20 protein-coding genes are annotated in these 24,158 nt (G+C 72.0%); 4 read left to right on the top strand and 16 right to left on the bottom strand.

Translation table 11 applies throughout. The features are described 5' to 3' along the window. Positions 1-71 precede the first annotated feature (71 nt). The 16 genes from ACFVIM_RS16345 to rsmH form a co-directional block, all read right to left on the bottom strand. Positions 72-1,265, bottom strand: coding sequence for a DivIVA domain-containing protein (locus tag ACFVIM_RS16345; protein ID WP_384301608.1), 1,194 nt, complete (start codon positions 1,263-1,265; stop codon positions 72-74). A gap of 64 nt (positions 1,266-1,329) precedes the next feature. Continuing rightward, positions 1,330-1,620, bottom strand: coding sequence for a YggT family protein (locus ACFVIM_RS16340; RefSeq protein WP_384301606.1), 291 nt, complete (start codon positions 1,618-1,620; stop codon positions 1,330-1,332). A gap of 69 nt (positions 1,621-1,689) precedes the next feature. Then, positions 1,690-2,340: a cell division protein SepF gene (locus tag ACFVIM_RS16335; RefSeq protein ID WP_384301604.1), complete on the bottom strand. Its 651-nt coding sequence runs from the start codon at positions 2,338-2,340 to the stop codon at positions 1,690-1,692. Between the two features lie 139 nt (positions 2,341-2,479). Next, complete coding sequence (locus tag ACFVIM_RS16330; RefSeq protein ID WP_384301602.1) at positions 2,480-3,199, bottom strand: YggS family pyridoxal phosphate-dependent enzyme; 720 nt, start codon at positions 3,197-3,199, stop codon at positions 2,480-2,482. Continuing rightward, positions 3,196-3,960 (bottom strand): peptidoglycan editing factor PgeF, encoded by a 765-nt coding sequence (gene pgeF, locus ACFVIM_RS16325; RefSeq protein WP_384301600.1) that lies wholly within the window; start codon positions 3,958-3,960, stop codon positions 3,196-3,198. Before pgeF ends, ACFVIM_RS16330 begins: the two co-directional genes overlap by 4 nt. Then, entirely contained in the window at positions 3,957-5,207 is a 1,251-nt protein-coding gene (ftsZ, locus tag ACFVIM_RS16320) for a cell division protein FtsZ (RefSeq protein WP_384301599.1), read from the bottom strand. The genes pgeF and ftsZ overlap by 4 nt, the downstream gene beginning before the upstream one ends. A gap of 228 nt (positions 5,208-5,435) precedes the next feature. After that, positions 5,436-6,257 (bottom strand): cell division protein FtsQ/DivIB, encoded by an 822-nt coding sequence (locus ACFVIM_RS16315; RefSeq protein WP_384301598.1) that lies wholly within the window; start codon positions 6,255-6,257, stop codon positions 5,436-5,438. 52 nt (positions 6,258-6,309) lie between these two features. Further along, entirely contained in the window at positions 6,310-7,404 is a 1,095-nt protein-coding gene (gene murG, locus ACFVIM_RS16310) for an undecaprenyldiphospho-muramoylpentapeptide beta-N-acetylglucosaminyltransferase (protein WP_384301597.1), read from the bottom strand. A 6-nt stretch (positions 7,405-7,410) separates the two neighbouring features. Further along, positions 7,411-8,787 (bottom strand): putative lipid II flippase FtsW, encoded by a 1,377-nt coding sequence (gene ftsW / locus ACFVIM_RS16305; RefSeq protein WP_384301595.1) that lies wholly within the window; start codon positions 8,785-8,787, stop codon positions 7,411-7,413. Between the two features lie 106 nt (positions 8,788-8,893). After that, positions 8,894-10,354: a UDP-N-acetylmuramoyl-L-alanine--D-glutamate ligase gene (gene murD / locus ACFVIM_RS16300; RefSeq protein WP_384301593.1), complete on the bottom strand. Its 1,461-nt coding sequence runs from the start codon at positions 10,352-10,354 to the stop codon at positions 8,894-8,896. Then, a complete protein-coding gene (gene mraY, locus ACFVIM_RS16295; protein ID WP_384301591.1) occupies positions 10,351-11,421 on the bottom strand; it encodes a phospho-N-acetylmuramoyl-pentapeptide-transferase in 1,071 nt (356 codons plus the stop codon). The genes murD and mraY overlap by 4 nt, the downstream gene beginning before the upstream one ends. After that, positions 11,418-12,854, bottom strand: a complete 1,437-nt coding sequence (gene murF / locus ACFVIM_RS16290; protein ID WP_384301589.1) for a UDP-N-acetylmuramoyl-tripeptide--D-alanyl-D-alanine ligase — start codon at positions 12,852-12,854, stop codon at positions 11,418-11,420. Before murF ends, mraY begins: the two co-directional genes overlap by 4 nt. A 4-nt stretch (positions 12,855-12,858) precedes the next feature. Next, positions 12,859-14,526, bottom strand: a complete 1,668-nt coding sequence (locus ACFVIM_RS16285; RefSeq protein WP_384301587.1) for a UDP-N-acetylmuramoyl-L-alanyl-D-glutamate--2,6-diaminopimelate ligase — start codon at positions 14,524-14,526, stop codon at positions 12,859-12,861. Positions 14,527-14,561: 35 nt separating this feature from the next. Further along, a complete protein-coding gene (locus ACFVIM_RS16280) occupies positions 14,562-16,337 on the bottom strand; it encodes a peptidoglycan D,D-transpeptidase FtsI family protein (protein WP_384301612.1) in 1,776 nt (591 codons plus the stop codon). Positions 16,338-16,476: 139 nt separating this feature from the next. Further along, on the bottom strand, positions 16,477-17,007 hold the full coding sequence (locus ACFVIM_RS16275) for a septum formation initiator family protein (protein WP_384301585.1): 531 nt from the start codon (positions 17,005-17,007) through the stop codon (positions 16,477-16,479). Beyond that, positions 17,004-17,960: a 16S rRNA (cytosine(1402)-N(4))-methyltransferase RsmH gene (rsmH, locus tag ACFVIM_RS16270; protein ID WP_384301583.1), complete on the bottom strand. Its 957-nt coding sequence runs from the start codon at positions 17,958-17,960 to the stop codon at positions 17,004-17,006. Before rsmH ends, ACFVIM_RS16275 begins: the two co-directional genes overlap by 4 nt. 348 nt (positions 17,961-18,308) lie before the next feature. Here rsmH and ACFVIM_RS16265 point away from each other — a divergent pair, with 348 nt between their 5' ends. The 4 genes from ACFVIM_RS16265 to ACFVIM_RS16250 all read left to right on the top strand — a co-directional run bounded on the left by ACFVIM_RS16265 (position 18,309) and on the right by ACFVIM_RS16250 (position 24,077). After that, a complete protein-coding gene (locus tag ACFVIM_RS16265) occupies positions 18,309-18,896 on the top strand; it encodes a beta-class carbonic anhydrase (protein WP_384301581.1) in 588 nt (195 codons plus the stop codon). A gap of 194 nt (positions 18,897-19,090) precedes the next feature. Then, positions 19,091-20,131: an AAA family ATPase gene (locus tag ACFVIM_RS16260; RefSeq protein ID WP_384301579.1), complete on the top strand. Its 1,041-nt coding sequence runs from the start codon at positions 19,091-19,093 to the stop codon at positions 20,129-20,131. 110 nt (positions 20,132-20,241) lie between these two features. Further along, positions 20,242-21,669 (top strand): DUF58 domain-containing protein, encoded by a 1,428-nt coding sequence (locus tag ACFVIM_RS16255; RefSeq protein WP_384301610.1) that lies wholly within the window; start codon positions 20,242-20,244, stop codon positions 21,667-21,669. Continuing rightward, positions 21,666-24,077, top strand: coding sequence for a DUF3488 and DUF4129 domain-containing transglutaminase family protein (locus ACFVIM_RS16250; protein WP_384301577.1), 2,412 nt, complete (start codon positions 21,666-21,668; stop codon positions 24,075-24,077). The genes ACFVIM_RS16255 and ACFVIM_RS16250 overlap by 4 nt, the downstream gene beginning before the upstream one ends. Positions 24,078-24,158 lie beyond the last annotated feature (81 nt).

Below are 24,158 nucleotides of genomic sequence, written 5' to 3'. Positions count from 1 at the left end.
GGCCCGGAACATATGTTCCGGGCCCGGCCCTTCTGTCTGCCGACGGCTACGCGTTCACCGCGTCGCCGGACTCAGTTGTCGTCCTCGTCGATGAGGAACCCGCGCATCGGGGCGGGCGCCTGCTGCATCGGCTGCGGGGCCTGCGGCCGCACCGGCGCCATCGGCTGCGTCATCGCGGGGGACATCTGCTGCTGTCCACCGTACGAAGGGCCGCCGTTCATCGACGGGTTACCGCCCATGGGCTGACCCATCGACGGGGCGCCTCCCATCGAGTGACCCATCGCGCCCGCTCCGGCCGGAGCCATCGAGGGCGACGGCGGCAGCGAGGCCGCCGACGGGGTGCGCGGCGGGGCCAGCGAGTCGTCCGCCTGGGTCTCCAGCTGACGCAGCTGGCTCTCCAGGTAGGACTTCAGCCGGGTGCGGTACTCGCGCTCGAAGCCGCGCAGGTCCTCGACCTTGCGCTCCAGCGTGGCGCGGGCCGACTCCAGCGAGCCCATCGCGACACGGTGCTTCTCCTGCGCGTCCCGCTCCAGCGCGTCGGCCTTGGCGCGGGCGTCGCGCTCCAGACCCTCGGCACGCGAACGCGCCTCACCGACAATCTTGTTGGCCTCGGACCGGGCCTCGGCGATGGCCTGGTCGGCGGTCTGCTGCGCCAGCGAGAGCACCCGGGCGGCACTGTCGCCACCGGGAGCCTGACCGGGGGGCTGCATCTGCGGACCGGGATGGCCGCCCATGGGGCCACCCTGTCCGCCCATGGGGCCACCCTGTCCGCCCATGGGACCGCCCTGGCCACCCATCGGGCCACCCTGGCCACCCATCGGAGCGCCCTGCATCGGGACGGGGCCACCCTGCATGGGAACAGGACCACCCTGCATCGGACCACCGGGGCCGCCCATGGGGCCACCGTGGCTGGGACCGGCCGGGAGCTGCGGAGCACCACCGGGCAGCTGGGGGGGACCCATCTGCGGGGGCTGCTGCTGCGGGACCGGCGGACCCGATATGGCGGCGGGTACGGGAGCCCCGGGTCCGCCACGGCCGTCCTGCGGCTCCGGGGGCTTGCGCATGCCCTGCTGCTGCTGGTTCTGCGCCGCCGCACGGGTCGCCGCGGCCAGCTTGGCGCGCAGGTCCTCGTTCTCACGAAGGAGGCGGGTCAACTCGGCCTCGACCTCGTCGAGAAAGGCGTCGACCTCATCCTCGTCATAGCCTTCTCGGAGGCGGACGGTCGTGAACTGCTTGTTCCGCACGTCCTCTGGGGTCAGGGGCATCTCTTGTTCACCTCTACGTAGTCGTCGGCAGTCGGCAAGACCGTATCGTCCACTTTCTCTTCACTCACCTCGCGAAACCGCTGACGATGGAGATGAGGATGTAGACGATGATCATCAGAACGAAGAAGGACAGGTCGAGTGCCACGCCCCCGAGACGCAACGGCGGGATGAGCCGCCGAAGAAGCTTGAGCGGTGGATCGGTGACAGTGTAGGTGGCTTCCAGAATGACCACCATCGCCTTCCCGGGTTGCCATGAACGGGCGAACTGGAAGACGTACTCCATGACCAGCCGGAAGATCAGCAGGACGAGAAAGCACATCAGCGCGATGTAGACCACCTGTAGCGCCACACCCATCCCGCGCTTCCCTCTCCCCTTGCTTGCCCGATCCGACCTTATGGCCGGTTCGTCCCGGTTGTCGTGTTCTCAGCTCTGGTTGAAGAATCCGCCCTCTGCGATACGGGCCTTGTCCTCCGCCGTGACATCGACGTTAGCAGGCGACAACAGGAACACCTTCTGCGTCACCCGCTCAATGCTGCCATGGAGACCGAAGACAAGTCCCGCGGCAAAGTCGACAAGTCGCTTCGCGTCGGTGTCATCCATCTCGGTCAGATTCATGATCACCGGGGTCCCCTCACGGAAGTGTTCCCCGATGGTACGGGCCTCGTTGTAGGTCCGTGGGTGCAATGTGGTGATGCGGTACGGCTCCCGCTCGGACACGACCTTGGGCATGATCACCGGTGCGTTCTTCTCCAGGCTCGGTCGTTCAGGTGTGATGGATGCCACGGGGGCGATTCGGGCGGGTCGTCCGCTATCGGCGGAAAGCGATGCGGCGTGCGCCGGGGCGTGCGGGGCGGCGTGCGGCAACGGGTCGCGCTGCGGCGGCGGCTGGACGGCGTGCGCCGGTTCCTCACGCTCCATCTGATGCGGTTGGTGCGCCTGCTGGTGCCTGCGGTGCTCCCGCTCCGGCTCCGGCTCGGGTTCGAAGTCGTCGTCGGGATCGAAACCCCGGCCGTCGTAACCATCGTCCTCCACGAGACCGAGGTAGACCGCCATCTTGCGCATCGCGCCGGCCATGCTCTGAGTCCTCCGCTCTGTGGTGGATCGCCGTGTCGCCATGGTGCCGGGGCATCAAGTGCCCGCGATCCACTGGGCCCGCCCGCCTTCCTGCGGGAATGACCATATTTTCTGCCGTGGTCCGACTTGCTTGGCGACGTTACCCGAGCCGGGGACGGACTCCGAGCACCGCCGTACCGACGCGCACATGTGTCGCACCGGCCGCCACGGCCTCTTCGAGGTCCGCGCTCATCCCCGCTGACACCATGTTCGCAGCAGGATGCCCGGTGCGCAGGTCGGATGAGAATTCCATCAGCCGCGCGAAAGCGGCCCGCTGCCGTCCCGCATAGGCTCCCACCAGCGGCGCGACGGTCATCAGCCCATCGAGCCTGAGGCCCGGGGACCGTTCCACCGCGACCGCCAACTCCTCGATCCCGTCCGGCGCGACACCGCCGCGCTCGCCGCGCCCGCCGCTGTCGGCGTCGAGGGCCACCTGGATCAGACAGCCCAGCTCGCGCCCGGCGCGGACGGCGGCCGAGGAGAGCGCGGTGATGAGTCTCACGCGGTCGATCGACTGCACCACATCAGCATAACCAGCAACAGAACGGACTTTATTGGTCTGAAGCTGGCCGACGAAGTGCCATGTCAGATCCAGATCCGCGCACGCGACGGCCTTGGGGGCCGCGTCCTGGTCCCGGTTCTCCGCCATATGACGGACCCCCAGCTCATGGAGGAGCCGCACATCGCTCGCGGGGTAGGTCTTGGTGACGACGATGAGCGTCACCTCGTCGCGGGCACGGCCCGCCGCGGCGCAGGCCGCGGCGATACGTTCCTCCACCGCCGCCAGATTCGCGGCGAGTTCGGCCTTACGGTCCGTCATTCTGCTGTCTCTCCTGCGGAAACCGGTGACAGCCAGACATATCCGGCGAGCCGTCCGGTGGTGCGGTCACGGCGGTACGAGTAGTGGTCGGCCGACTCCAGGGTGCAGATCCCGGCGTCGGCGCGGTCGCGCACACCCAGCGATGCGAGCTGGGCGTGCACTCCGGCGGCCACATCCACGGCCGGAGTGCCCCAACGCGTCTCGGCATAGGCGGCGGGTTCCGACTCGGCCACCCGGGTCCGCATCTCCTCCGGCACCTCGTAACACCGTCCGCAGACCGAGGGTCCGGTGCGTGCGGTCATCCGCTCCGGTTCGGCGCCCAGGGAGACCATCGCCTTGACGGTCGCGGGCACGATCCCGGCGACCATGCCGGGACGGCCCGCGTGGGCCGCGCCGACCACCCCGGCGACCGGATCGGCCAGCAACACCGGGACGCAGTCGGCGGTGAGCACCGCGAGGGCCAGCCCCCGCTCGGCGCTGACCACGCCGTCCACCGCCGGAATCGCGCCCCGGGCCGGGAACGGACGGTCCACCGTGGCGACCTCGTTGCCATGGACCTGGTTCATCCAGACCACCCGGGCGGGGTCGAGTCCCAGCGACCCGGCGGCGATCCGCCGGTTGGCCAGGACCGCCTCGGGGTCGTCGCCCACGGCCCCGCCGAGGTTCAGCTCCTCGTACGGAACGGCGCTCACCCCGCCCCACCGAGTGGTGAAGGCGAAGTGCGCGCCGTTCGCGTGTATCGCGTCGTGCCGCACGGTCACTTCAGGAAGTCCGGTACATCCAGCTCTTCGGCCGAGGTGTCCGGGTAGGGCCGGGCCGGCGGGACCTGCGGCGTGAGCGGACCCGCGTCGTTGATGGACGGCACCGGGTCGGCCGGGGAGTCGTCGCGCGACGGTACGGCGCCGAGCCCGGAGCCGATCCGCGACGGCTCCGCGATCCGCGGCGGCGCGGCCGGGGGCTCCTCCCGCTTGCCCGCGGACGACCCGAGGACGGTGTCCCGGCGGGCGGGCGGCTGGCCGCCGTCGAACCCGGCCGCGATGACCGTGACCCGGACCTCGTCGCCGAGGGCGTCGTCGATGACGGCGCCGAAGATGATGTTGGCCTCGGGGTGGGCGGCCTCGCTCACCAGCTGCGCGGCCTCGTTGATCTCGAAGAGACCGAGGTCCGAGCCGCCGGAGATGGAGAGCAGTACGCCCCGGGCGCCGTCGATGGACGCCTCCAGCAGCGGCGAGGAGATCGCCATCTCGGCGGCGGCCACCGCGCGGTCGTCGCCGCGCGCCGAGCCGATGCCCATCAGGGCCGATCCGGCCTCCGACATCACGGACTTGACGTCGGCGAAGTCGAGGTTGATCAGACCCGGGGTGGTGATGAGGTCCGTGATGCCCTGGACGCCGGAGAGCAGCACCTGGTCGGCCGACTTGAACGCGTCGAGCACGCTGACCTGGCGGTCCGAGATGGACAGCAGCCGGTCGTTGGGGATGACGATGAGGGTGTCGACCTCCTCGCGGAGTTCGGCGATGCCGTCCTCGGCCTGGTTGGCCCGGCGGCGGCCCTCGAAGGTGAACGGCCGGGTGACCACACCGATCGTCAGGGCGCCCAGGGAGCGGGCGATGTTGGCGACGACGGGGGCGCCGCCGGTGCCGGTGCCACCGCCTTCACCCGCGGTGACGAAGACCATGTCGGCCCCCTTGAGGACCTCCTCGATCTCCTCACGGTGGTCCTCGGCGGCCTTGCGGCCGACGGCCGGGTTGGCGCCGGCGCCCAGACCCCGGGTGAGTTCACGGCCAACGTCGAGCTTGACGTCGGCGTCGCTCATCAACAGCGCCTGAGCATCGGTGTTGATAGCGATGAACTCGACGCCCTTGAGACCGACCTCGATCATTCGGTTGATGGCATTGACACCACCGCCGCCGACACCGATGACCTTGATGACTGCGAGGTAGTTCTGCGGTGCTGCCACGTCGAGAGCCTCTCGCCTCGATTCAGATGCCGTCACCGCGCGGTTCACGCGCCGCGACGACGGATGCCGATTGGGAGGGCCACTGTGCCGACCCGAACCCTAACGTTGAAGTTTAGGGTTACCAGCGTGTCTGTTCGCTGGACTCTTCCGAACAGGACACTAAGTCGACAAGTGGCGCGCGTTCAATGAACACGCCGAACCTCCCGTTTTTCTTTTCACCCTATGTGATCAGCCGTTGCGCTGACCAGCCAGGGGGTTGTCGTGGTCAGGTGTGCGTCAACTCCCTGACGCGGCAGGGGCGGTGGGGGCGCTCACATCGAAGTGGGTCGCCTTGGGCGCCGCCTTCATCACGGCGGTGAGGGCACGGGCCTTCGCCGCCCCCTCCTCGGGGCCGCCCCAGCGGACCGTCCGCTCCCGGGTCAGCCTCAGAGACATGTCATCGTATGAACGCACCGCGAGTCCGCGGGTGTTCTCCGCGACTTCCCCGGGCAGTTCCCCCCACACCCGCACCGCCGCGCGGACCAGCTCCGCCTCGGGGAAGCGGCGCAGGCTCGGGGAGCGGGTGGCGGCCAGCTCCAGCCGGGGCAGTGCGGCCGGGGCCTTGGCGACGGTGGCGAACCTGACACCGTCACCATCCACTTCGACGAAGCGCGGACGGGCGGCGGTTCCCTTCGCGATCACCATCACGGCGGTCCGCTCGGTCACCGTCAGGGTCAGCCCCCGGGGCCAGGAGCGGGATGCCTCCACCGAGCCGACCCGGGGCAGCAGTGTCCGCACCCGGTCCTCGATGGCATCGGTGTCGACGGAGACCAGCGGGGAGCCGAGGGGGACGTCGGCGGCACGGGTGACCTGCTCGGGGGTGAGCACCCGGGTACCCGAGGCCCGTACCGACTCCACCCGGAGCCAGGACGAGCCGTACAGCACCCAGAGCCCGCCCGCGAGGAGCGCGACGACGGCGAGCGCCAGCAGCAGCACCCGGGGGCCGGGCACGGTGAGGCGGCGCGGGGCCCGCCCGCGGCCCCGGGGCGGCCCGGAGCCGCCCCGGCCACGGCGCGAGGGGTGACGCGTACCGCGCTCGGCGGTGGTGGGTCCGGCCACGCTCCCGGTCTCCTTCCGGCCGTGACCCGGGTCAGCCCCGGGTCACCACGGATCACGCCTGACGGCGTGCCGTGATCGCCTCGTACACCATGCCGACGAGAAGGTCGTCGGCGTCCCTGCGGCCGAACTCGGCGGCGGCACGGGACATCTCGTACAGCCGGTGTGGATCGGCGAGCACCGGGAGGACCTGGCCCTGGACCCACTCGGGGGTCAGTTCGGCGTCGTCGACGAGGAGTCCGCCGCCCGCCTTGACCACCGGCTGGGCGTTGAGCCGCTGTTCGCCGTTGCCGATGGGCAGCGGTACGTACGCGGCGGGGAGCCCGACGGCGGAGAGTTCGGCGACGGTCATCGCGCCGGCCCGGCAGAGCATCATGTCGGCCGCGGCGTAGGCGAGATCCATCCGGTCGACATACGGTACCGGGATGTACGGCGGCATTCCGGGCATGTTGTCCACGTGTGGCAGGTCGTTCTTGGGGCCGACCGCGTGCAGGATCTGGATCCCGGAGCGCTGGAGCACCGGGGCGACCTGCTGGACCACCTCGTTGAGGCGGCGGGCGCCCTGGGAGCCGCCGGAGACCAGCAGGGTCGGCAGCTGGGGGTCGAGCCCGAAGGCGTCGCGGGCCGCCGGGCGCACCCGGGCCCGGTCCAGGGTGGCGATGGAGTGGCGCAGCGGGATGCCGATGTAGCGCGCGTTGCGGAGCTTGCTGTCGGGGGTGGCGACGGCCACCCCCGCCGCGTACCGCGAGCCGATCTTGTTGGCGAGGCCGGGGCGCGCGTTGGCCTCGTGGACGACGATCGGCACCCCGAGCCGCTTGGCGGCGAGATAGCCGGGCAGGGCCACATAGCCGCCGAAGCCGACGACACAGTCCGCCTTGGTGCGCTCCAGCACCTGCTCGGCCGCCTTGATGGTGCCACGCAGCCGACCGGGCACGGTGATCAGCTCCGGCGTGGGCCGCCGTGGCAGTGGCACGGCCGGGATGAGGGCCAGCTCATAGCCGCGCTCGGGGACGAGCCTGGTCTCCAGTCCGCGTTCGGTACCGAGGGCTGTGATCCCCACGGTCGGGTCCTGCCTGCGCAGGGCGTCCGCGAGGGCGAGCGCGGGCTCGATGTGGCCGGCGGTCCCCCCACCGGCGAGTACGACATGCACCGAAATTCACCGCTCTCCGGACGGACGCCTGGTGGCGCGCCGTCGCATCGTGTTCCATCTCACCCCTGGCTTCCTCATGGCCAGGGCCGCCTTCGCGGCGGGTTCCTCTCGCGCGAAGGCGATCAGCAGCCCGATAGCGAACATGGACGGCAGCAGGGCGGACCCTCCGTAGGAGAACAGCGGGAGCGGAACACCGGCGATCGGCAGCAGTCCGAGTACCGCACCGATGTTGACCACGGCCTGGGCCGTGATCCAGGTGGTCACGCCTCCCGCGGCGTACCTCACGAAGGGGTCCTCCGTGCGTCCGGCCACGCGGATACCCGCATAGCCTAGAGCCGCGAACAGGGCGAGGACCGACAGCGTCCCCGCCAGCCCCAGCTCCTCACCGGCGATGGCGAAGATGAAGTCCGTGTGCGGCTCTGGGAGTTGTCCCCATTTTTCCACACTCGCCCCGAGGCCGGAACCGAACCATCCGCCGGAGGCCAGGGCATAGATCCCGTGCACCGCCTGCCAGCACTCACCCTTGGGGCCGAGATCGATGGCACCCATACAGGAAAGTCGGGACATACGGTTGTCATTCGTACTGATCAGCATGAAACCGACCAGTGAGGCGGCGGCGAGGACCCCGGCGAAGAGCCGGGTGGGTGCGCCGGTCAGCCAGAGCAGTCCGAAGAGGATGGTGCAGAGGATGATGGCGGTGCCCATGTCGCCGCCGATCATGATCAGTCCGAGCAGCATGAAGCCGACCGGGACCAGGGGCACCAGCATGTGCTTCCACTGGGTCAGCAGCCGGCGCTCATGCTTGCGGGCGAGCAGGTCGGCGCCCCACAGCACCAGGGCCAGCTTGGCGAACTCGCTGGGCTGGAGCTGGAAGGGACCGCCGAAGTAGAGCCAGTTCTGGTTGCCGTTGACCTCGTGCCCTATCCCCGGCACCTGCACCAGGGCCAGCAGGAAGACGGTGCCCGCCAGCAGCGGGTAGGAGAGCGCCCGGTGCAGCCGCAGCGGCATCCGCGCGGCGCACAGCAACAGCACCCCGCCGATGAGGGCGGCGACGAACTGCTTGCGGAAGAAGTGGGAGCCGGAGAGGGAGAGCTCCAGCGCCTTGATCATCGAGGCCGAGTAGACCATCACCAGACCGAGGACGAGGATCAGCAGGCTGGAGCCGAGGATCACGTAGTACGCGGTGAGCGGGCGGTCCCAGGCGCGCCGGGCGCGCTCGTGCAGCCCCCGGGGCCCCCGGCCCGTGGGCGGGCGCCGCGCGCCGGGCGTGCGCGCCGGGCGGCGGGCGCCCCCCTGGGCTGCTGAACCCGGGCTCCCCGGCTTCGCCGAGCGCCCGCGCGGCACGAGCCGGGCCCGGACGCGGGTGGTGTCATCGGCCGGCATGGACGCTGTCCCCTCCAGTCGTGCCTGGTGAGGCGCCCGCCGACCCGCCCCGGGAGCGATCCCGGGGCGGGTGGCACGGCGCGGCGGTGCTCCCGGTCCGTGCCGGTCAGGCGCTCTCGGCGGTGAGGCCGCGGACCGCGTCCGCGAACGCCTCGCCTCGCTTGTTGTAGTTGACGAACATGTCCATCGAGGCGCACGCCGGGGCGAGCAGCACGGTGTCTCCCGGCCGGGCCAGCGCCGCCGCCTCGCGGACCGCCGCCGCCATCGCCCCAGTGTCGGTCCGGTCGAGGTCCACGACCGGGACCTGCGGCGCGTGTCGCGCCAGGGCTTCGGCGATCAGCGCCCGGTCCCGGCCGATGAGGACGACCCCGCGCAGCCGGTCCGCCGCACGCCGGACCATCTCGTCGAAGGGCTCGCCCTTGGCGAGTCCGCCCGCGATCCAGACGATCGGGTCGTAGGCGGCCAGCGACGCCTCGGCGGCGTGGATGTTGGTGGCCTTGGAGTCGTCGACGTAGGTGACGCCGTCGATCGCGTCGATCCGCTCGATCCGGTGCGGGTCGGGCCGGAAGGCGCGCAGTCCCTCCCGTACGGCGGCGGCGGGCACCCCGAAGGCGCGCGCCAGCGCCGCGGCGGCCAGCGCGTTGGCGATGTTGTGCGGGGCGGGCGGGTTGATGTCGGCGAGTTCGGCCAGCTCCTGCGCCTGCTCGCGGCGGTTCTCCACGAAGGCGCGGTCGACCAGGATCCCGTCGACCAGACCCAGCTGGGAGGGGCCGGGGGTGCCGAGGGTGAAGCCGATGGCGCGGCAGCCCTCCTCGACGTCGGCGGCGCGCACGAGGTCCTCGGTGGCCTTGTCGGCCACGTTGTAGACGCAGGCGACGGTGTTGCCCTCGTAGACGCGGCCCTTGGCGGCGGCGTACGCCTCCATGGAGCCGTGCCACTCCAGGTGGTCCGGCGCCAGGTTGAGCACGGCGGCGGAGTGGGCGCGCAGCGAGGGCGCCCAGTGGAGCTGGTAGCTGGAGAGTTCGACGGCGAGGACGTCGTACGCCTCCTCGCCGAGGACGGCGTCCAGCAGGGAGACGCCGATGTTGCCGACGGCCGCCGTGCGCAGTCCGGCCGCGGTGAGAATCGAGGCGAGCATCCGTACGGTGGTGGTCTTGCCGTTGGTGCCGGTGACGGCGAGCCAGGGCGCGGCGCCGGGGCCGCGCAGCCGCCAGGCCAGCTCCACATCGCCCCAGACCTCCACGCCCGCCGCGGCGGCGGCCTGGAAGAGGGGCTTGTGCGGCGGCCAGCCGGGGGCGGTGACGACGAGTTCGGTGCCCTCGGGCAGGGTGTCGCCGTCGCCGAGGCGCACGGTCAGCCGGGCGTCGCCGCCGGGCTGGTCCGCGGCCCACGCCGCCAGCTCGGCGGCCTGGGCGCGGGCGCGCTCGTCATCGGTCCCGTTGACGACGGTGACCTGGGCGCCGAGGCCGTGGAGCACCTTGGCGGCGGGGATCCCGGAGACCCCGAGCCCGGCGACGGTGACGCGCTTGCCGGGCCACACCGTCTTCTCGTCGCTGCCGGCGGTCACTTGTCGGCCGCCCAGCCCGCGTAGAAGAGGCCGAGGCCCACGATCACGCACATGCCCTGGACGATCCAGAAGCGGACCACGACAAGGACTTCGGACCACCCCTTGAGTTCGAAGTGGTGTTGGAGTGGCGCCATGCGGAAGACGCGCTTCCCGGTGAGCCGGAAGGAGCCGACCTGGATGACCACGGACATGGTGATGAGGACGAAGAGTCCGCCGAGGATCGCCAGGAGCAGCTCGGTGCGGGAGCAGATCGCCAGGCCCGCGAGGGCGCCACCGAGGGCGAGCGAGCCGGTGTCACCCATGAAGATCTTGGCGGGTGAGGTGTTCCACCACAGGAAGCCGAAGCAGGCACCCATCAGGGCGGAGGCGACGACCGCGAGGTCGAGCGGGTCGCGTACCTCGAAACAGGCGCTGGGGTTGGTCAGTGAGGACGCGTTGACGCAGGACTCCTGGAACTGCCAGAGCCCGATGAAGGTGTAGGCGCCGAAGACCATCACGGAGGCGCCGGTGGCCAGGCCGTCCAGGCCGTCGGTGAGGTTCACCCCGTTCGACATCGCCAGGATCATGAAGAGCGCCCAGATCACGAAGAGGACCGGGCCGATGGTCCAGCCGAAGTCCGTGATGAAGGAGAGCTTCGTGGAGGCGGGCGTCAGATCGCGCTGGTCGGCGAATTGGAGCGAGAGGAGCGCGAAGGTGATGCCGACGATGAGCTGTCCGGCCATCTTCGCCTTGGCGCGCAGACCGAGCGACCGCTGCTTGACGATCTTGATGTAGTCGTCGAGGAAGCCGACCAGACCCATGCCCGCCATCAGGAAGAGCACCAGGATGCCGGAGACGGTCGGCTTCTCGCCGGTGATGACCTTGGCGAGGGCGTACGCGATGAGGGTGGCCAGGATGAAGGAGATACCGCCCATGGTGGGCGTCCCCTTCTTCGAGCCGTGGGTGCGCGGGCCGTCGTCCCGGATGAACTGGCCATAGCCCTTGCGGGCCAGCAGCTTGATCAGCAGCGGGGTGCCGATGAGGGTCAGGAAGAGACCGATGGCCCCCGCGAACAGGATCTGCCTCATCGACCGGCACCCTGCCCGTGGGCCGCGGACGCGTCGGTGAGCAGCGCCTCGGCGACCCGCTCAAGACCGACCGACCTGGAAGCCTTCACCAGTACGACGTCCCCCGGGCGCAGCTCTCTGCGCAACAGGTCGATCGCCGCCCGTGCGTCGGACACGTGCACCGACTCCTCACCCCACGAACCCTCGTTATATGCGCCCAGTTGCAGCCAGGACGCTTCCCTGCCCCCGACTGCGACGAGCTTGCTGACGTTGAGCCGGACGGCGAGCCGTCCGACGGCGTCGTGCTCGGCGAGCGCTTCGTCCCCCAGCTCCGCCATCAGGCCGAGCACCGCCCATGTGCGGCCCCCCCGGGACTGTGCGCCGTGGCCCATGGCGACCAGCGCGCGCAGCGCCGCTCTCATGGACTCGGGGTTCGCGTTGTAGGCGTCGTTGACGATCGTCACGCCGTCCGGGCGCTCGGTGACCTCCATACGCCAGCGGGAGAGGGTACCGGCCTCGGAGAGCGCGAGGGCGATCTCGTCGACGGACAGTCCCAGCTCATGGGCGACGGCGGCCGCGGCGAGCGCGTTCGACACGTGGTGCTCACCGTACAGCCGCATGGTCACTTCGGCGCACCCGGTGGGGGTGTGAAGCGTGAAGGCGGGCTGACCTTGGGGGGTGAGCCGGACATTCTCGGCACGGATCGCGGCCGCGGCGCTCTCGCCGTAGAAGACCACGCGGGCCCGCGTACGGGAGGCCATGGCGCGCACCAGCGGGTCGTCGGCGTTGAGCAGCGCGATACCGCCGTCGGCCGCCGCGGGCAGGGCCTCGACCAGCTCGCCCTTGGCCTCGGCGATCTTCTCCCGGCTGCCGAACTCGCCGACGTGGGCGGAGCCGACATTGAGGACGAGACCGATCCGGGGCGGGACGAGACCGGTGAGATAGCGGATGTCCCCGACATAGCGGGCCCCCATCTCCAGCACGAGGTGCTCGGTGCTCTCGTCGGCCCGCAGCGCGGTGAGCGGCAGCCCGATCTCGTTGTTGAGGTTGCCCTCCGGGTAGACCGTGGGGCCCTTGCGCTCCAGCAGCTGGGCGATGAGGTCCTTGGTGCTGGTCTTCCCGGCGGAGCCGGTGAGCGCGACGGTGGTGGTGCCGAGGCGTTCGACCACATGGCGGGCGAGGGCGCCGAGGGCGGCGGTGACATCGTCCACGACGATCGCGGGCACGCCGACGGGCCGGGTGGCCAGCACGGCGACCGCCCCGGACCGGACGGCGGCCTCGGCGTAGTCGTGGCCGTCGACGCGTTCGCCGTCGAAGGCGGTGAAGAGGGCGCCGGGCCGGACCTCACGGGAGTCGGTGACGACGGGACCGGTGATCCGTACGGCGGGATCCGGTATGTCGTACGACTGCCCGCCGACGAGGGCGGCGATCTCGGCGAGGGAGAGGGCGATCACTTGGTCATCCCCGGGATTTCTCGTGGACGGTGGCGCGGATGGCTTCGCGGAGGACCTGACGGTCGTCGAAGGGGCGGACGACCCCGGCGATGTCCTGGCCCTGTTCATGGCCCTTGCCCGCGATGAGCACGGTGTCACCGGGCTCGGCGCGGGTCACGGCCGCCGTGATGGCGGCGGCGCGGTCGGCCTCGACCAGGACCTCGCCCCGTTCGTGGGCCGGGACCTCGGCGGCCCCGGCCAGCATGGTGGCGAGGATCGCGAGCGGGTCCTCCGAGCGAGGGTTGTCGGAGGTCAGTACGGCGGTGTCGGCGAGCCGGGCGGCGGCGGCGCCCATCGGCCCGCGCTTGGTGACATCACGGTCGCCGCCACAGCCGAGGACGATATGCAGCCTGCCCTTGGTGACCTTGCGCAGCGAGCGCAGGACCGATTCGACGGCGTCCGTCTTGTGGGCGTAGTCGACGACCGCGAGATAGGGCTGTCCGGCGTCGACCCGCTCCAGCCGCCCGGGGACGCCCGGAACGGCGGCGATCCCGTCGGCGGCGGTCTGGGGGTCGATCCCGGCGACGGCCAGGGTGACGAGGGCGGCCAGGGTGTTGGCCACGTTGAAGGGGCCGGGCAGCGGGGCGCGGGCGCTGATCCGCTGCCCGTCGGGGCCGACGGCGGTGAAGACGGAACCGAGGGAACCGACCTCCACGTGCTCGGCGCGCCAGTCGGCGTCCGGGTGGCCCTCGGCGGAGAAGGTGGTGACCGGCACGGTCGCCTCGGTCACCAGACGGCGCCCGTAGGCGTCGTCGAGGTTGACCACACCGCGCCTGCTGCGCCGGGGAGTGAAGAGCTGGGCCTTGGCCTGGAAGTAGTCCTCCATGCCGGAGTGGAACTCCATGTGCTCCGGGCTGAGGTTGTTGAAGACGGCGACGTCGAAGACGCAGCCGTCGACCCGGCCCAGCACCAGCGCGTGGCTGGAGACCTCCATGGTGACGGCCTCCACCCCGTGCTCGCGCATCACGGCGAAGAGCGCCTGGAGGTCGGTGGCCTCGGGGGTGGTCCGCTCGGACTTGAGACTCTCGTCGCCGACGCGGGTCTCGACCGTGCCGACCAGCCCGGTGGTGCGGCCCGCGGCGCGCAGACCGCCGTCCACGAGATAGGCGGAGGTGGTCTTGCCTGAGGTGCCGGTGATGCCGATCTGGAGGAGGGCCTCACCGGGGTGTCCGTAGATACGGGCGGCCAGCTCGCCCATCACGCCCCGGGGGTCCTCGGTGACCAGCACCGGCAGTCCGGTGGCGGCGGCGCGTTCGGCGCCCTCGGGGTTGGTGAGGATCGCGGCGGCGCCGAGGGAGGCGGCCTGGGCGGCGAAGTCGGCGCCGTGGAGGCGGGCGCCGGGGAGCGCGGCGTAGAGGTCGCCGGGCCGGACGGCGCGGGAGTCATGGGTGATGCCGGTGACCTCGCCGGAACCGGGTCCCCTCACCTCCAGCCGGTCGGCCAGCTCCCCGAGCGGGGTCGGGTGGGGCCGGTCCGGACGGGGCGCTCCCGCTCGCTCGGGGGCGTCCTGCTGGGCGGTTCGGTACTGATCAGCGTGTGACACGGCGGTGAGCGTACCGGGCCCGGGCGGCCGGGGGCGAAATGAGGGGGAGGGCCGCTCGTGGTTCCCGGAATCGGGGGTGATCGTGGTCACTGGTGGTTCCTCGAATCGTACGCCGGGACCGTCCGTCAGCCACCGGGGGTGAAGCTGACGGGCAGGCGGGCGGGTTCGGTGCCGGTCGGCGGGACCTGGAGGGTCTTCAGCGCGAAGCGCATGACCTTCTGGTAGACCGGGCCGCAGATCTGGCCGCCGAAGTAGGAGCCCCGGGTGGGGTTCTGGATGGCGCAGTAGACGGTGACGCGGGGCTTGTCGGCGGGGGCGAAGCCCGCGAAGGACGCGGTGTAGCCACGGTAGCGGCCGAGTTCCGGGTCGACGCGGTTGGCCGTCCCGGTCTTGCCCGCGACCCGGTAGCCGGGGATGCGGGCCTTGGTGCCGGTGCCCTCCTCGTCGCCGACGACGGACTCCAGCATGGTGGCGACGGTCCGTGCGGTCGGCTCGCTGACCACCCGTGTCTTCTGGGGCGCGGGCGCGGCCTCGAACCGGCCGTCGGGACCCTTGGTGCCGCGGACGAGGGTCGGCTCGATCCGGACACCGCCGTTGGCGATGGTCTGGTAGACGGAGGCGGCCTGCATGGCGTTGATCGACAGCCCCTGGCCGAAGGGGATCGTGTACTGCTGGGAGGTCGACCACTTCGCCGGCGGCGCGAGGATCCCCGGGGTCTCGCCGGGGAAGCCGAGGCCGGTGGGGCCGCCGAGGCCGAACTTCCGCAGATACGAGTGGAGGACCGCGTTCGCCTGGGGCTGGGTCTTGCCGAGCTGTCCGGTCGCCAGGATGGTGCCGATGTTGCTGGACTTGGCGAGGACGCCGTTGAGGGTGAGGTACCAGGTGGGGTGGTCGACGTCGTCCTTGAAGAGCCGGTCGCCCCGGTGGAGGCGGTTGGGCACGACGACATGGGTGTCCGGGGTGGCCGCCTTCTCCTCTAGGACGGCGGCCATGGACATCACCTTGGCGGTCGAGCCGGGCTCGAAGGCGTCCTGGACGGCGGCGTTGCCCATGGTGGTGGCGTCGGCGCGGGAGACGTCGTTGGGGTCGAAGCCGGGCGCGTTGGCCATGGCGAGGACCTCTCCCGTACGGGTGTCCTGGACGATCACATAGCCGCGGTCGGCGCCGGACTCGCTCACCTGCTCGGAGATGGCCCGCTGGGCCGCCCACTGGATGTCGCGGTCGATGGTCAGCTCGATGTCGGAGCCGGGCACGGCGGGGGTCTCCCGGGTGCCGCCCGCCGTGGGGACGCGACGGCCGCCGGACTGGGCGTAGGTGATCTCACCGTCCTGGCCCGCCAGCTCCTCGTCCAGCAGGGACTCCAGACCGGCGCCGCCGCGTCCCTCGGCGTTGACATGGCCGAGTATCCCGGCGGCGAGGTCGCCGTTGGGGTAGACGCGCTTGCTGCTGGCCTCCTGGAGCACTCCGGCGAGCACGTTGCCTCCCGGCCCGCCACCGCGCTTGTCGGCGCGGGCCTTCTCGGCGAAGGCGCTCTTGAGGTCCTTGATCTGGTTCCAGACCTGGGGGGTCTGGCGGCGGGCCAGCACGGTGTACCGGGAGTTGGGCGTCCTGAGCTTCTTCACCAGGACGCCGGTGTCCACGCCGAGGATGGGCGCGAGCAGCCCGGCGGCCTGTTCGGGCGCGTTCGGGACCTTGCTCTCCTCGGGGGTGAAGAGCTTGGGGTCGGCGGTGATGTCGTACGCCTCGACGCTGGTCGCCAGGGTGATCCCGGACCGGTCGGTGATCTCGCCGCGCTCGGCGGCCAGGTCGACCTTGAGATAGCGGTGCTTCTCGGCCTTGGCGGCGTACGCGCTGGCGTCGACGGCCTGGACCTGGAGCAGTCGTACGACGAAGACCAGCATCACCAGGGCGAGGCCGAAGCCGATCAGACGGAGCCGGGGGCGGGGGCTGCCGAGGGTCAGCCGCTGGGCGGCGCCCGGTCCGGGGCGGGGCGCGGGGCTCCGGGCGGGACGCGGTCGTGGTTCCTGGGGGGGCACAGCGTCACCTGCCGGAGGACGGGGCGTCAGAGTCGGAGGGTCCGGGAGAGCCAGGGGAAGGCGCGGCGCTCGGGGGCGGCGTGGGTGACGGGCCCGTGGCGGTGGCTCCCCCCGGGGCGGGCGTCGTCGCGGAGGGGCCGGCAGCCGTCGCCCTCGCCGAGGGGTCGGCGGTGGCGGCGCCCGGGCGGCCCCGGACGGTGCCGTCGGGCTCCAGGAACGCGGGGTTGCCGCCGGGGACCATACCCAGCTCGCGGGCCCGGCGCTCCAGGGCGTCGGGGGCCACCTGGGCGTCCACCTCGCGCTGGAGGGCCTGCTGCTCCTCGATGAGCCCCGTGGTGTCGCGCTTGAGCTCGCTCAGCTCGAAGGAACCCTCGTTCAGGGCGGAGTTCAGCAGAAGCAGGGTGATCAGACCACCGCCGAGGAGCACCACCACCAGCAGGACGAAGGGGGTGCGGGCCGCGCTGCTCGGCCCCGCGGGCATCAGCTGGGCCAGTCGGGCCGCACGGCCCCGGAGCTGCTTGCCCGCCCGGCTCACCGCGCGTCCTCCCGGATCCGCTCCGCGCCCCGGAGCCGGGCGGGTGCGGCGCGGCGGTTCTCGGCGACCTCCTCGTCGCTGGGCAGCTCGGCGCCCCGGGTCAGCAGCCGCAGTCTCGGCTGGTACTGCTCGGGGACGACGGGCAGCCCCGGCGGGGCGGTGGTGGCGGCCCCGGCCGCGAGGACCTGCTTGACCAGCCGGTCCTCCAGCGACTGATAGGACAGGACAGCGATCCGGCCGTGCAGCGCGAGCGCGGAGACGGCGGCGGGAACGGCCCGCTCCAGGACGCTCAGTTCGCCGTTGACCTCGATCCGCAGCGCCTGGAAGGTGCGCTTGGCCGGGTTGCCGCCGGTGCGCTTGGCGGCCTGGGGCAGGGCGTCACGGATGAGGTCGACCAGCCGGGCGCTGGTGGTGAAGGGCTCGCGTTCCCGTTCCCGTACGACCGCCGAGACGATCCGCTTGGCCTGCTTCTCCTCCCCGTACGCCCGCAGGATCCGCACCAGATCGGCGGGGGGGTAGGTGTTGAGGACCTCGGCGGCGCTGATGCCGGTGGTCTGGTCCATCCGCATGTCGAGCGGGGCGTCCTGGGCGTAGGCGAAGCCGCGGTCGGCCTCGTCGAGCTGCATCGAGGAGACACCGAGGTCGAAGAGGACACCCTGGACCCGGGGGACGCCGAGGCGGTCGAGGACCTGCGGCAGCTCGTCGTAGACGGCGTGGACGAGGGTGGCGCGCTCACCGAAGGGGGCCAGTCGTTCCGCCGAGAGGCGCAGCGCCTCGGTGTCCCGGTCGAGGGCGATCAGACGGGCCTCGGGGAAGCGGGTGAGCAGGGCCTCGCTGTGTCCGCCGAGGCCGAGGGTGCAGTCGACGACGGTCGCGCCCGGCCGCTCCAGCGCCGGGGCCAGGAGGTCCAGGCACCGCCGGAGCATCACCGGAACATGTCGGGTATTGCTCACAGCGCCCTCTCAGGTCCGGCGCGGGGCTCGACCGACGGACCGGCGCGAGCGGGTGGCGGCCGAGCCGGGCGTACGCCCCACACGCGGGGAATTCTTGGAAATGTGCAGGATGTGTCGGTGGACTCCGCGCCACTTTAGTCCACCGCTCTGCCCGGTCAATCAACCGGCTGGCGGCGTGGCGGGCAACCGGGGACGGCCATGGGCCGGTTGGGTGGGCGCGACACCCGGGTCACCCGGACGGGAGCGGCCGCACCACCCCTGTGGGTTACCTCACAACAAGTGTCGTTGATGTTCTTTGTCCCCTCCCACAGCAGGCCGGGCGGGCCGATTCCCACTACCGTCGTCGACATGACGACTTCCGCGCACCACCCCGCCGACACCACGCGTGCGGACGACGCCGGCACCACACCCGCGGACCGCACGGTCATCGACCGTCTGGTCGAGGCGAACCGGGGCTACGCCGCCGACTTCCAGGACCCCGGCATGGACGCGCGCCCGGTTCTGCGGGTCGCCGTCGTCGCCTGCATGGACGCCCGGCTCGACCTCCATGACGCGCTCGGCCTCGACCTGGGCGACTGCCACACCATCCGCAACGCCGGAGGCGTGGTCACCGACGACGTGATCCGCTCCCTCACCATCAGCCAGCGGGCCCTCGGCACGCGCAGCGTGATCCTGATCCACCACACCGGCTGCGGTCTGGAGTCCCTCACCGAGGACTTCCGGCATGAGCTGGAGGACGAGGTGGGGCAGCGGCCGCCGTGGGCGGTGGAGGCGTTCCGCGACGTCGACCAGGACGTGCGCCAGTCGATGCAGCGCGTGCGGACCTCGCCCTTCCTGCTCCACAAGGACGACGTCCGGGGCTTTGTCTTCGATGTGAGGAGCGGGCTGCTCCGGGAGATCGACCCCCGGGCCACCACCCCTCACCAGAAGGGATAAACCGCCCCAGGGAGCTCATGCGGCGACATACCACCCCCCGTTATCCACAGGCGAGTGACACGACGTGGTGCCGCCAACAAGAATGCGGGGGTGGCACCGTCCGGAACTTCCCGGCACCGGTGCGCGTGTATCTGGGGTGGGCCGGTCCGAACTGGTGATCAGGCCCGGATCAAACGGGGCCGAGGAGGGCCGGGGTGACGACCTATGACGAGCGTGCGAGCCTCACGGATCTGACCACGACAGCGGACCGGATCCGCGAGTCGGTGGAAGCCGTGATCGAGGGCAAGCCGGAGGTCGTACGGCTCTCGCTGACCGTGCTCCTCGCCGAGGGCCATCTCCTCATCGAGGACGTGCCGGGCGTGGGCAAGACGATGCTGGCCAAAGCGCTGGCCCGGTCCATCGACTGCTCGGTACGGCGGATCCAGTTCACCCCGGACCTGCTGCCCTCGGACATCACCGGCGTGTCCATCTTCGACCAGCAGCAGCGCGAGTTCGAGTTCAAGCCGGGCGCGATCTTCTCCCAGATCGTGATCGGCGACGAGATCAACCGCGCCTCGCCCAAGACGCAGTCGGCGCTGCTGGAGTCGATGGAGGAGCGCCAGGTCACCATCGACGGCGAGAGCTACGAACTGCCGACGCCCTTCATGGTGGTCGCCACCCAGAACCCGGTGGAGATGGAAGGCACCTACCCGCTGCCGGAGGCACAGCGCGACCGCTTCATGGCCCGGGTCTCCATCGGCTACCCCAGCGCGGAGGCCGAGCTGCGGATGCTCGACGTCCACGGCGGGGTCTCGCCCCTCGACGACCTGCGGCCCGTGGCACACGCCCACGAGATCGTGAAGCTGATCGAGACCGTCCGCGAGGTCCATGTCGCCGAGTCCATCCGCAGATACGCGGTGGAACTGGTCGCCGCCACCCGCACCCACCCCGATCTGAGGCTCGGCGCCTCCCCGCGCGCCACCCTGCACCTGCTGCGCGCCGCCAAGGCGACCGCCGCCCTCGCGGGCCGGGACTACGCGCTGCCCGACGATGTGCAGTCGCTCGTGGTGCAGATCCTCGCCCACCGGCTGCTGCCCACCGCACAGGCCCAGTTGAACCGCCGTACCGCCGAGCAGGTCGTGCTGGAGATACTCCAGCGCACCCCCGTACCCACCGCCGAGGGCACGGAGACCTCCTACCTCGCGCGGGGCGGCGGCCCCACCGTCTACCGGCAGCCCGGCGCGCGGCGGCCGTGATGCGGCCCGGGGGGACGGGGGCCTCGTCATCGTCATCGTTGTCCACGGAGACCGACGGGGCGCCCGCGCACGGTGAGACGCACACCGACGGGGAGAACACCGGGAACGGAATGAGGGCGGCACTCAGCGGGCTGACCACCCGGGGCCGCTCCTTCGTCGCGGCCGGTGCCGCGGCGGCCGTCTGCGCGTATGTGCTGGGGCAGAGCGACCTGCTGCGCGTGGGCCTGCTGCTCGCCGCACTCCCCCTGGTCTGCGCCCTCGTGCTGCACCGCACCCGCTACCGGGTCGCGGGCAGCAGGCGACTGGCGCCGACCCGGGTGCCCGCCGGGGAGGAGGCCCGGGTCAAGCTGCGGATGGAGAACATCTCGCGGCTGCCCACGGGCCTGCTGATGCTCCAGGACCATGTGCCGTACATCCTGGGGCCACGGCCCCGGTTCGTCCTGGACCGCATGGAGGGGGGCGCGCGGCGCGAGGTCTCCTACCGGGTCCGCTCCGATCTGCGCGGACGCTATCCGCTCGGACCGCTCCAGCTCCGGCTGAGCGACCCCTTCGGCATGTGCGAGCTGACCCGCTCCTTCAGCGCCTCCGACCTGCTCACCGTGGTACCGAGGACCGAGCCGCTGCCCCCGGTCCGACTCGTCGGCGAGGCGACGGGCCACGGCGACGGACGCCAGCGCTCCCTCGCCCTCGCCGGGGACGACGACATCATCCCCCGCGCCTACCGGCACGGGGACGATCTGCGCCGGGTCCACTGGCGCTCCACCGCCCGCCACGGCGAACTGATGGTCCGCCGGGAGGAACGGCCCCAGCGGGCCCGCTGCACGGTCCTGCTCGACACCCGGTCGATCGCCTACGAGGGCGTCGGGCCCGACGCGCCCTTCGAGTGGGCGGTGTCGGCCGCCGCGTCCACCCTGACCCATGTGCTGGAGCGCGGCTTCGCGGTCCGGCTGGTCACCGACACCGGGGAGTGCGTGCCCGGGGGCGGGACGGACGGCTTCGCCCGGCCGACCCAGGAGTCGGCCGAGTCCACGGGACTGCTGATGGACGCGCTCGCCGTCGTCGACCACTCCGTCGGCGAGGGCCTCTCCGCCGCCCATGACGTGCTGCGCGGCGGCGGGGAGGGGCTGCTGGTGGCCTTCCTCGGGGACCTGGAGGAGGAGGATGTGGCGCTGCTGGCCCGGATGCGCCAGACCAGCGGCGCGGCCCTCGCCTTCGTCCTGGACAGCGAGATCTGGTTCTCCGGGGAGTTCGCCACCACGGTCCCCGCCCGGGTCCCCACGGCGCCCTCCGCGGGACACGGCCCGGTGGAGGACCGGCTGCGACGGCTGCGCGAGGCGGGCTGGACGGCGACGGCCGTCGCCCCGGGCGCCTCCTTCGCCGCGCTGTGGCGCCAGGCGGGACAGTGGCGCGCCGATCCCCCCGGCGGGATGGACAACGGGATGAACAGCGGAGTGCACGGCGGCATATCCGGCGCCCCGGGAGCCGCGGCAACCCCGAGCACCACAGGAACCACGGGAACCTCTGGAGGGGGACGATGAGCGGCCGCGCACGGCTGACGCTCAGCGCGTACGCCGCCACACTGCTGGCCGCGAGCGCGATGCTGCCGCTGCTGGAGTCGGCGGGCTGGCTGGCACAGGCGGCGATCCTGCTGGGGCTGATGAGCGGCGCGGGCGAGCTGGCGCGCCGGGTACCGCTGGCCCGGCCCCTGACCGTACTGGCGCAGGCGGTGACCATCCTGGTCCTGCTCACCCTGGTCTTCGCCCGGGAACAGTCACTGCTGGGGCTCGTGCCCGGCCCGGAGACCTTCCAGCGCTTCGCCGAACTGCTGCGGGCCGGTGGCGACGACATCGGCCAGTACGCGATCCCCGCCCCGGCGACCGACGGCATCCGGCTGATGGTGCTCGCCGGGGTGCTGTTCATCGGCCTCCTCGTGGATGTCACGGCGGTGACCCTCCGCAGCGCGGCCCCGGCCGGTCTGCCGCTGCTGGCGCTCTACTCGGTCGCCGCCGGACTCTCGGACGGCGGCGCGAGCTGGCTCTGGTTCGTCCTCGCCGCCTCCGGCTATCTGCTGCTCCTGATGGCCGAGGGGCGCGACCGGCTCACCCAGTGGGGGCGCGTCTTCGGCGGCCCCAGGACCGCGATGGGCGGATCCGGCCCGCGTGCGGGGGGCTCGCCCGTCGCGCCCGTCCGCACCGGGCGGCGGATCGGCGCGGTGGCGCTCGGCGTCGCCCTGGTGGTCCCGGCGGCGCTGCCGACACTGGACGGCGGGCTGCTCTCCGGCCTGGGGGACAGCGGCGAGGGTTCGGGCGGCGGAGGCACCATCTCGGCGGTCAACCCGCTGGTCTCCATCCAGGACAACCTGAACCAGCCGGAGAACCGCGAGGTGCTGCTCTACCGCACCAGCGCCAAGGACACCAAGGACCACTATCTGCGGCTCCTGGCGCTCGACGCCTTCGACGGCACCACCTGGAAGCCCACCGAACGGGGGGTCGAGGACGTCCCGGACCGGCTGCCCCAGCCGGAGGGCCTCAGCCCCTCGGTCGCCACGACCGAGATCGAGACCAATCTCTCGGCTGCCGAGTACTACCAGCAGGAGTGGCTGCCGCTCCCCCACCCCGCCAGCGAGGTCAGCATCGACGGACGCTGGCGGTACGAACCGGTCGGGCGCACCCTGGTCGGGGACAAGGAGCAGCACACCGGCGGTGCCGAGTACACGGTGAAGAGCCTGCTGGTGAAGCCGACCGCCCAGCAGCTGGCCGCGGCCCCGCCGCCACCGGCCGATCTGGCGCGCGAGTACACCCGGCTCCCCGAGGGCCTGCCGGAGTCCATCGGCGAGACGGCCCGCCGGATCACCCAGGGCGCCGCCAACGACCACGAGCGCGCGGTCCGGCTCCAGGACTGGTTCACCACCACGGGCGGATTCCGCTACGACACCCAGGTCAACTCGGGTATGGGAGCCACGGCGATGGCCCGCTTCCTGCGCGCCCGTGAGGGCTTCTGCGTCCACTTCGCCTCCACCATGGCGACCATGGCCCGCTACCTCGGGATACCCGCGCGGGTCGCCCTGGGCTTCACCCCGGGCACCCCGACCGCGAACGGCGCCATGTCCGTCGGGCTGCGGGACGCCCACACCTGGCCCGAGCTGTACTTCGAGGGGGTGGGCTGGACCCGGTTCGAGCCGACGCCGAGCCGGGGCAGCGCCCCCGACTACACCCGGGCACAGACCCCGGTGGGCGCGCCGACCGACCCGGCGGCGCCGAGCCAGGCCCCCACCAGCCAGCCGTCGACGGCACCCACCCAGACCGACGACTGCCCGGCCGACCTGCGCCGACTGGGCGAGTGTGTGACGCCCGGAGCACAGAACGACGTCCCCGACGCCGGGCCGGACGGCTCGTCCGTGAACATCCCGCTGGTGACGGCGGGGATCGTGGCCGCACTCGTGATACCGCTGCTGCCGATGGTCTGGCGGCTGCGGGTACGGGCCCGGCGGCTCGGCGTCCGGGGCCATCCGGCCCAGGATCCGGCGGCCAGGACCCTGGACGCCTGGCATGAGCTGCTGGACCTGGCCTGGGACCACGGCATCGCCCATGACCCGTCCCTGACCCCCCGGGCCACCGCCGGACGGATCGTGCGGCTCGGCGCGCTGGAGGGCGAGGCCGTCCACGCCGTACACCGGGTCGCCAACGCGGTCGAACAGGTGCTCTACGCCCCGCGCCCGCTCCCCGAGGACGGGCTGGCGGCCCTGACGGACGCCGTCCGGGCGGCCCGGACGGGGCTGCGCTCGGGCGCGGACCGGTCCACCCGGCTGAGGGCGCTGCTGCTGCCCCGGTCGTCCGTCCGCGTGCTCTGGCGGCTCTCCGGCCGCTGGTCCTCGCTGACGACCCGCTGCCGCGAGTGGGCCCACACCCGCTGGACGGCCCTGCGCCCCGCCCGCCAGCGCGGCTGACACGGCGGACCAGACGAGCGGGGCCGCCACGGCGTGTGGCGGCCCCGACGCGCTCCGGGGTCGGCGAGGGCGCGGCTCAGC

It is taken from the genome of Streptomyces sp. NPDC057638 (assembly GCF_042800315.1).
Classification (GTDB): Bacteria; Actinomycetota; Actinomycetes; order Streptomycetales; family Streptomycetaceae; genus Streptomyces.
Note: the sequence above shows the minus strand (reverse complement) of the source record. Positions and strands in the feature narration are given on the sequence as shown.

Excerpts from the sequence above, each read along its gene's own strand:
- ACFVIM_RS16345 (WP_384301608.1), bottom strand. The coding sequence starts at position 1,265 with ATGCCCCTGACCCCAGAGGACGTGCGGAACAAGCAGTTCACGACCGTC.
- ACFVIM_RS16340 (WP_384301606.1), bottom strand. The coding sequence starts at position 1,620 with ATGGGTGTGGCGCTACAGGTGGTCTACATCGCGCTGATGTGCTTTCTC.
- ACFVIM_RS16335 (WP_384301604.1), bottom strand. The coding sequence starts at position 2,340 with ATGGCCGGCGCGATGCGCAAGATGGCGGTCTACCTCGGTCTCGTGGAG.
- ACFVIM_RS16330 (WP_384301602.1), bottom strand. The coding sequence starts at position 3,199 with ATGACGGACCGTAAGGCCGAACTCGCCGCGAATCTGGCGGCGGTGGAG.
- ftsW (WP_384301595.1), bottom strand. The coding sequence starts at position 8,787 with ATGCCGGCCGATGACACCACCCGCGTCCGGGCCCGGCTCGTGCCGCGC.
- mraY (WP_384301591.1), bottom strand. The coding sequence starts at position 11,421 with ATGAGGCAGATCCTGTTCGCGGGGGCCATCGGTCTCTTCCTGACCCTC.
- ACFVIM_RS16280 (WP_384301612.1), bottom strand. The coding sequence starts at position 16,337 with ATGCTGGTCTTCGTCGTACGACTGCTCCAGGTCCAGGCCGTCGACGCC.
- ACFVIM_RS16265 (WP_384301581.1), top strand. The coding sequence starts at position 18,309 with ATGACGACTTCCGCGCACCACCCCGCCGACACCACGCGTGCGGACGAC.
- ACFVIM_RS16255 (WP_384301610.1), top strand. The coding sequence starts at position 20,242 with ATGAGGGCGGCACTCAGCGGGCTGACCACCCGGGGCCGCTCCTTCGTC.
- ACFVIM_RS16250 (WP_384301577.1), top strand. The coding sequence starts at position 21,666 with ATGAGCGGCCGCGCACGGCTGACGCTCAGCGCGTACGCCGCCACACTG.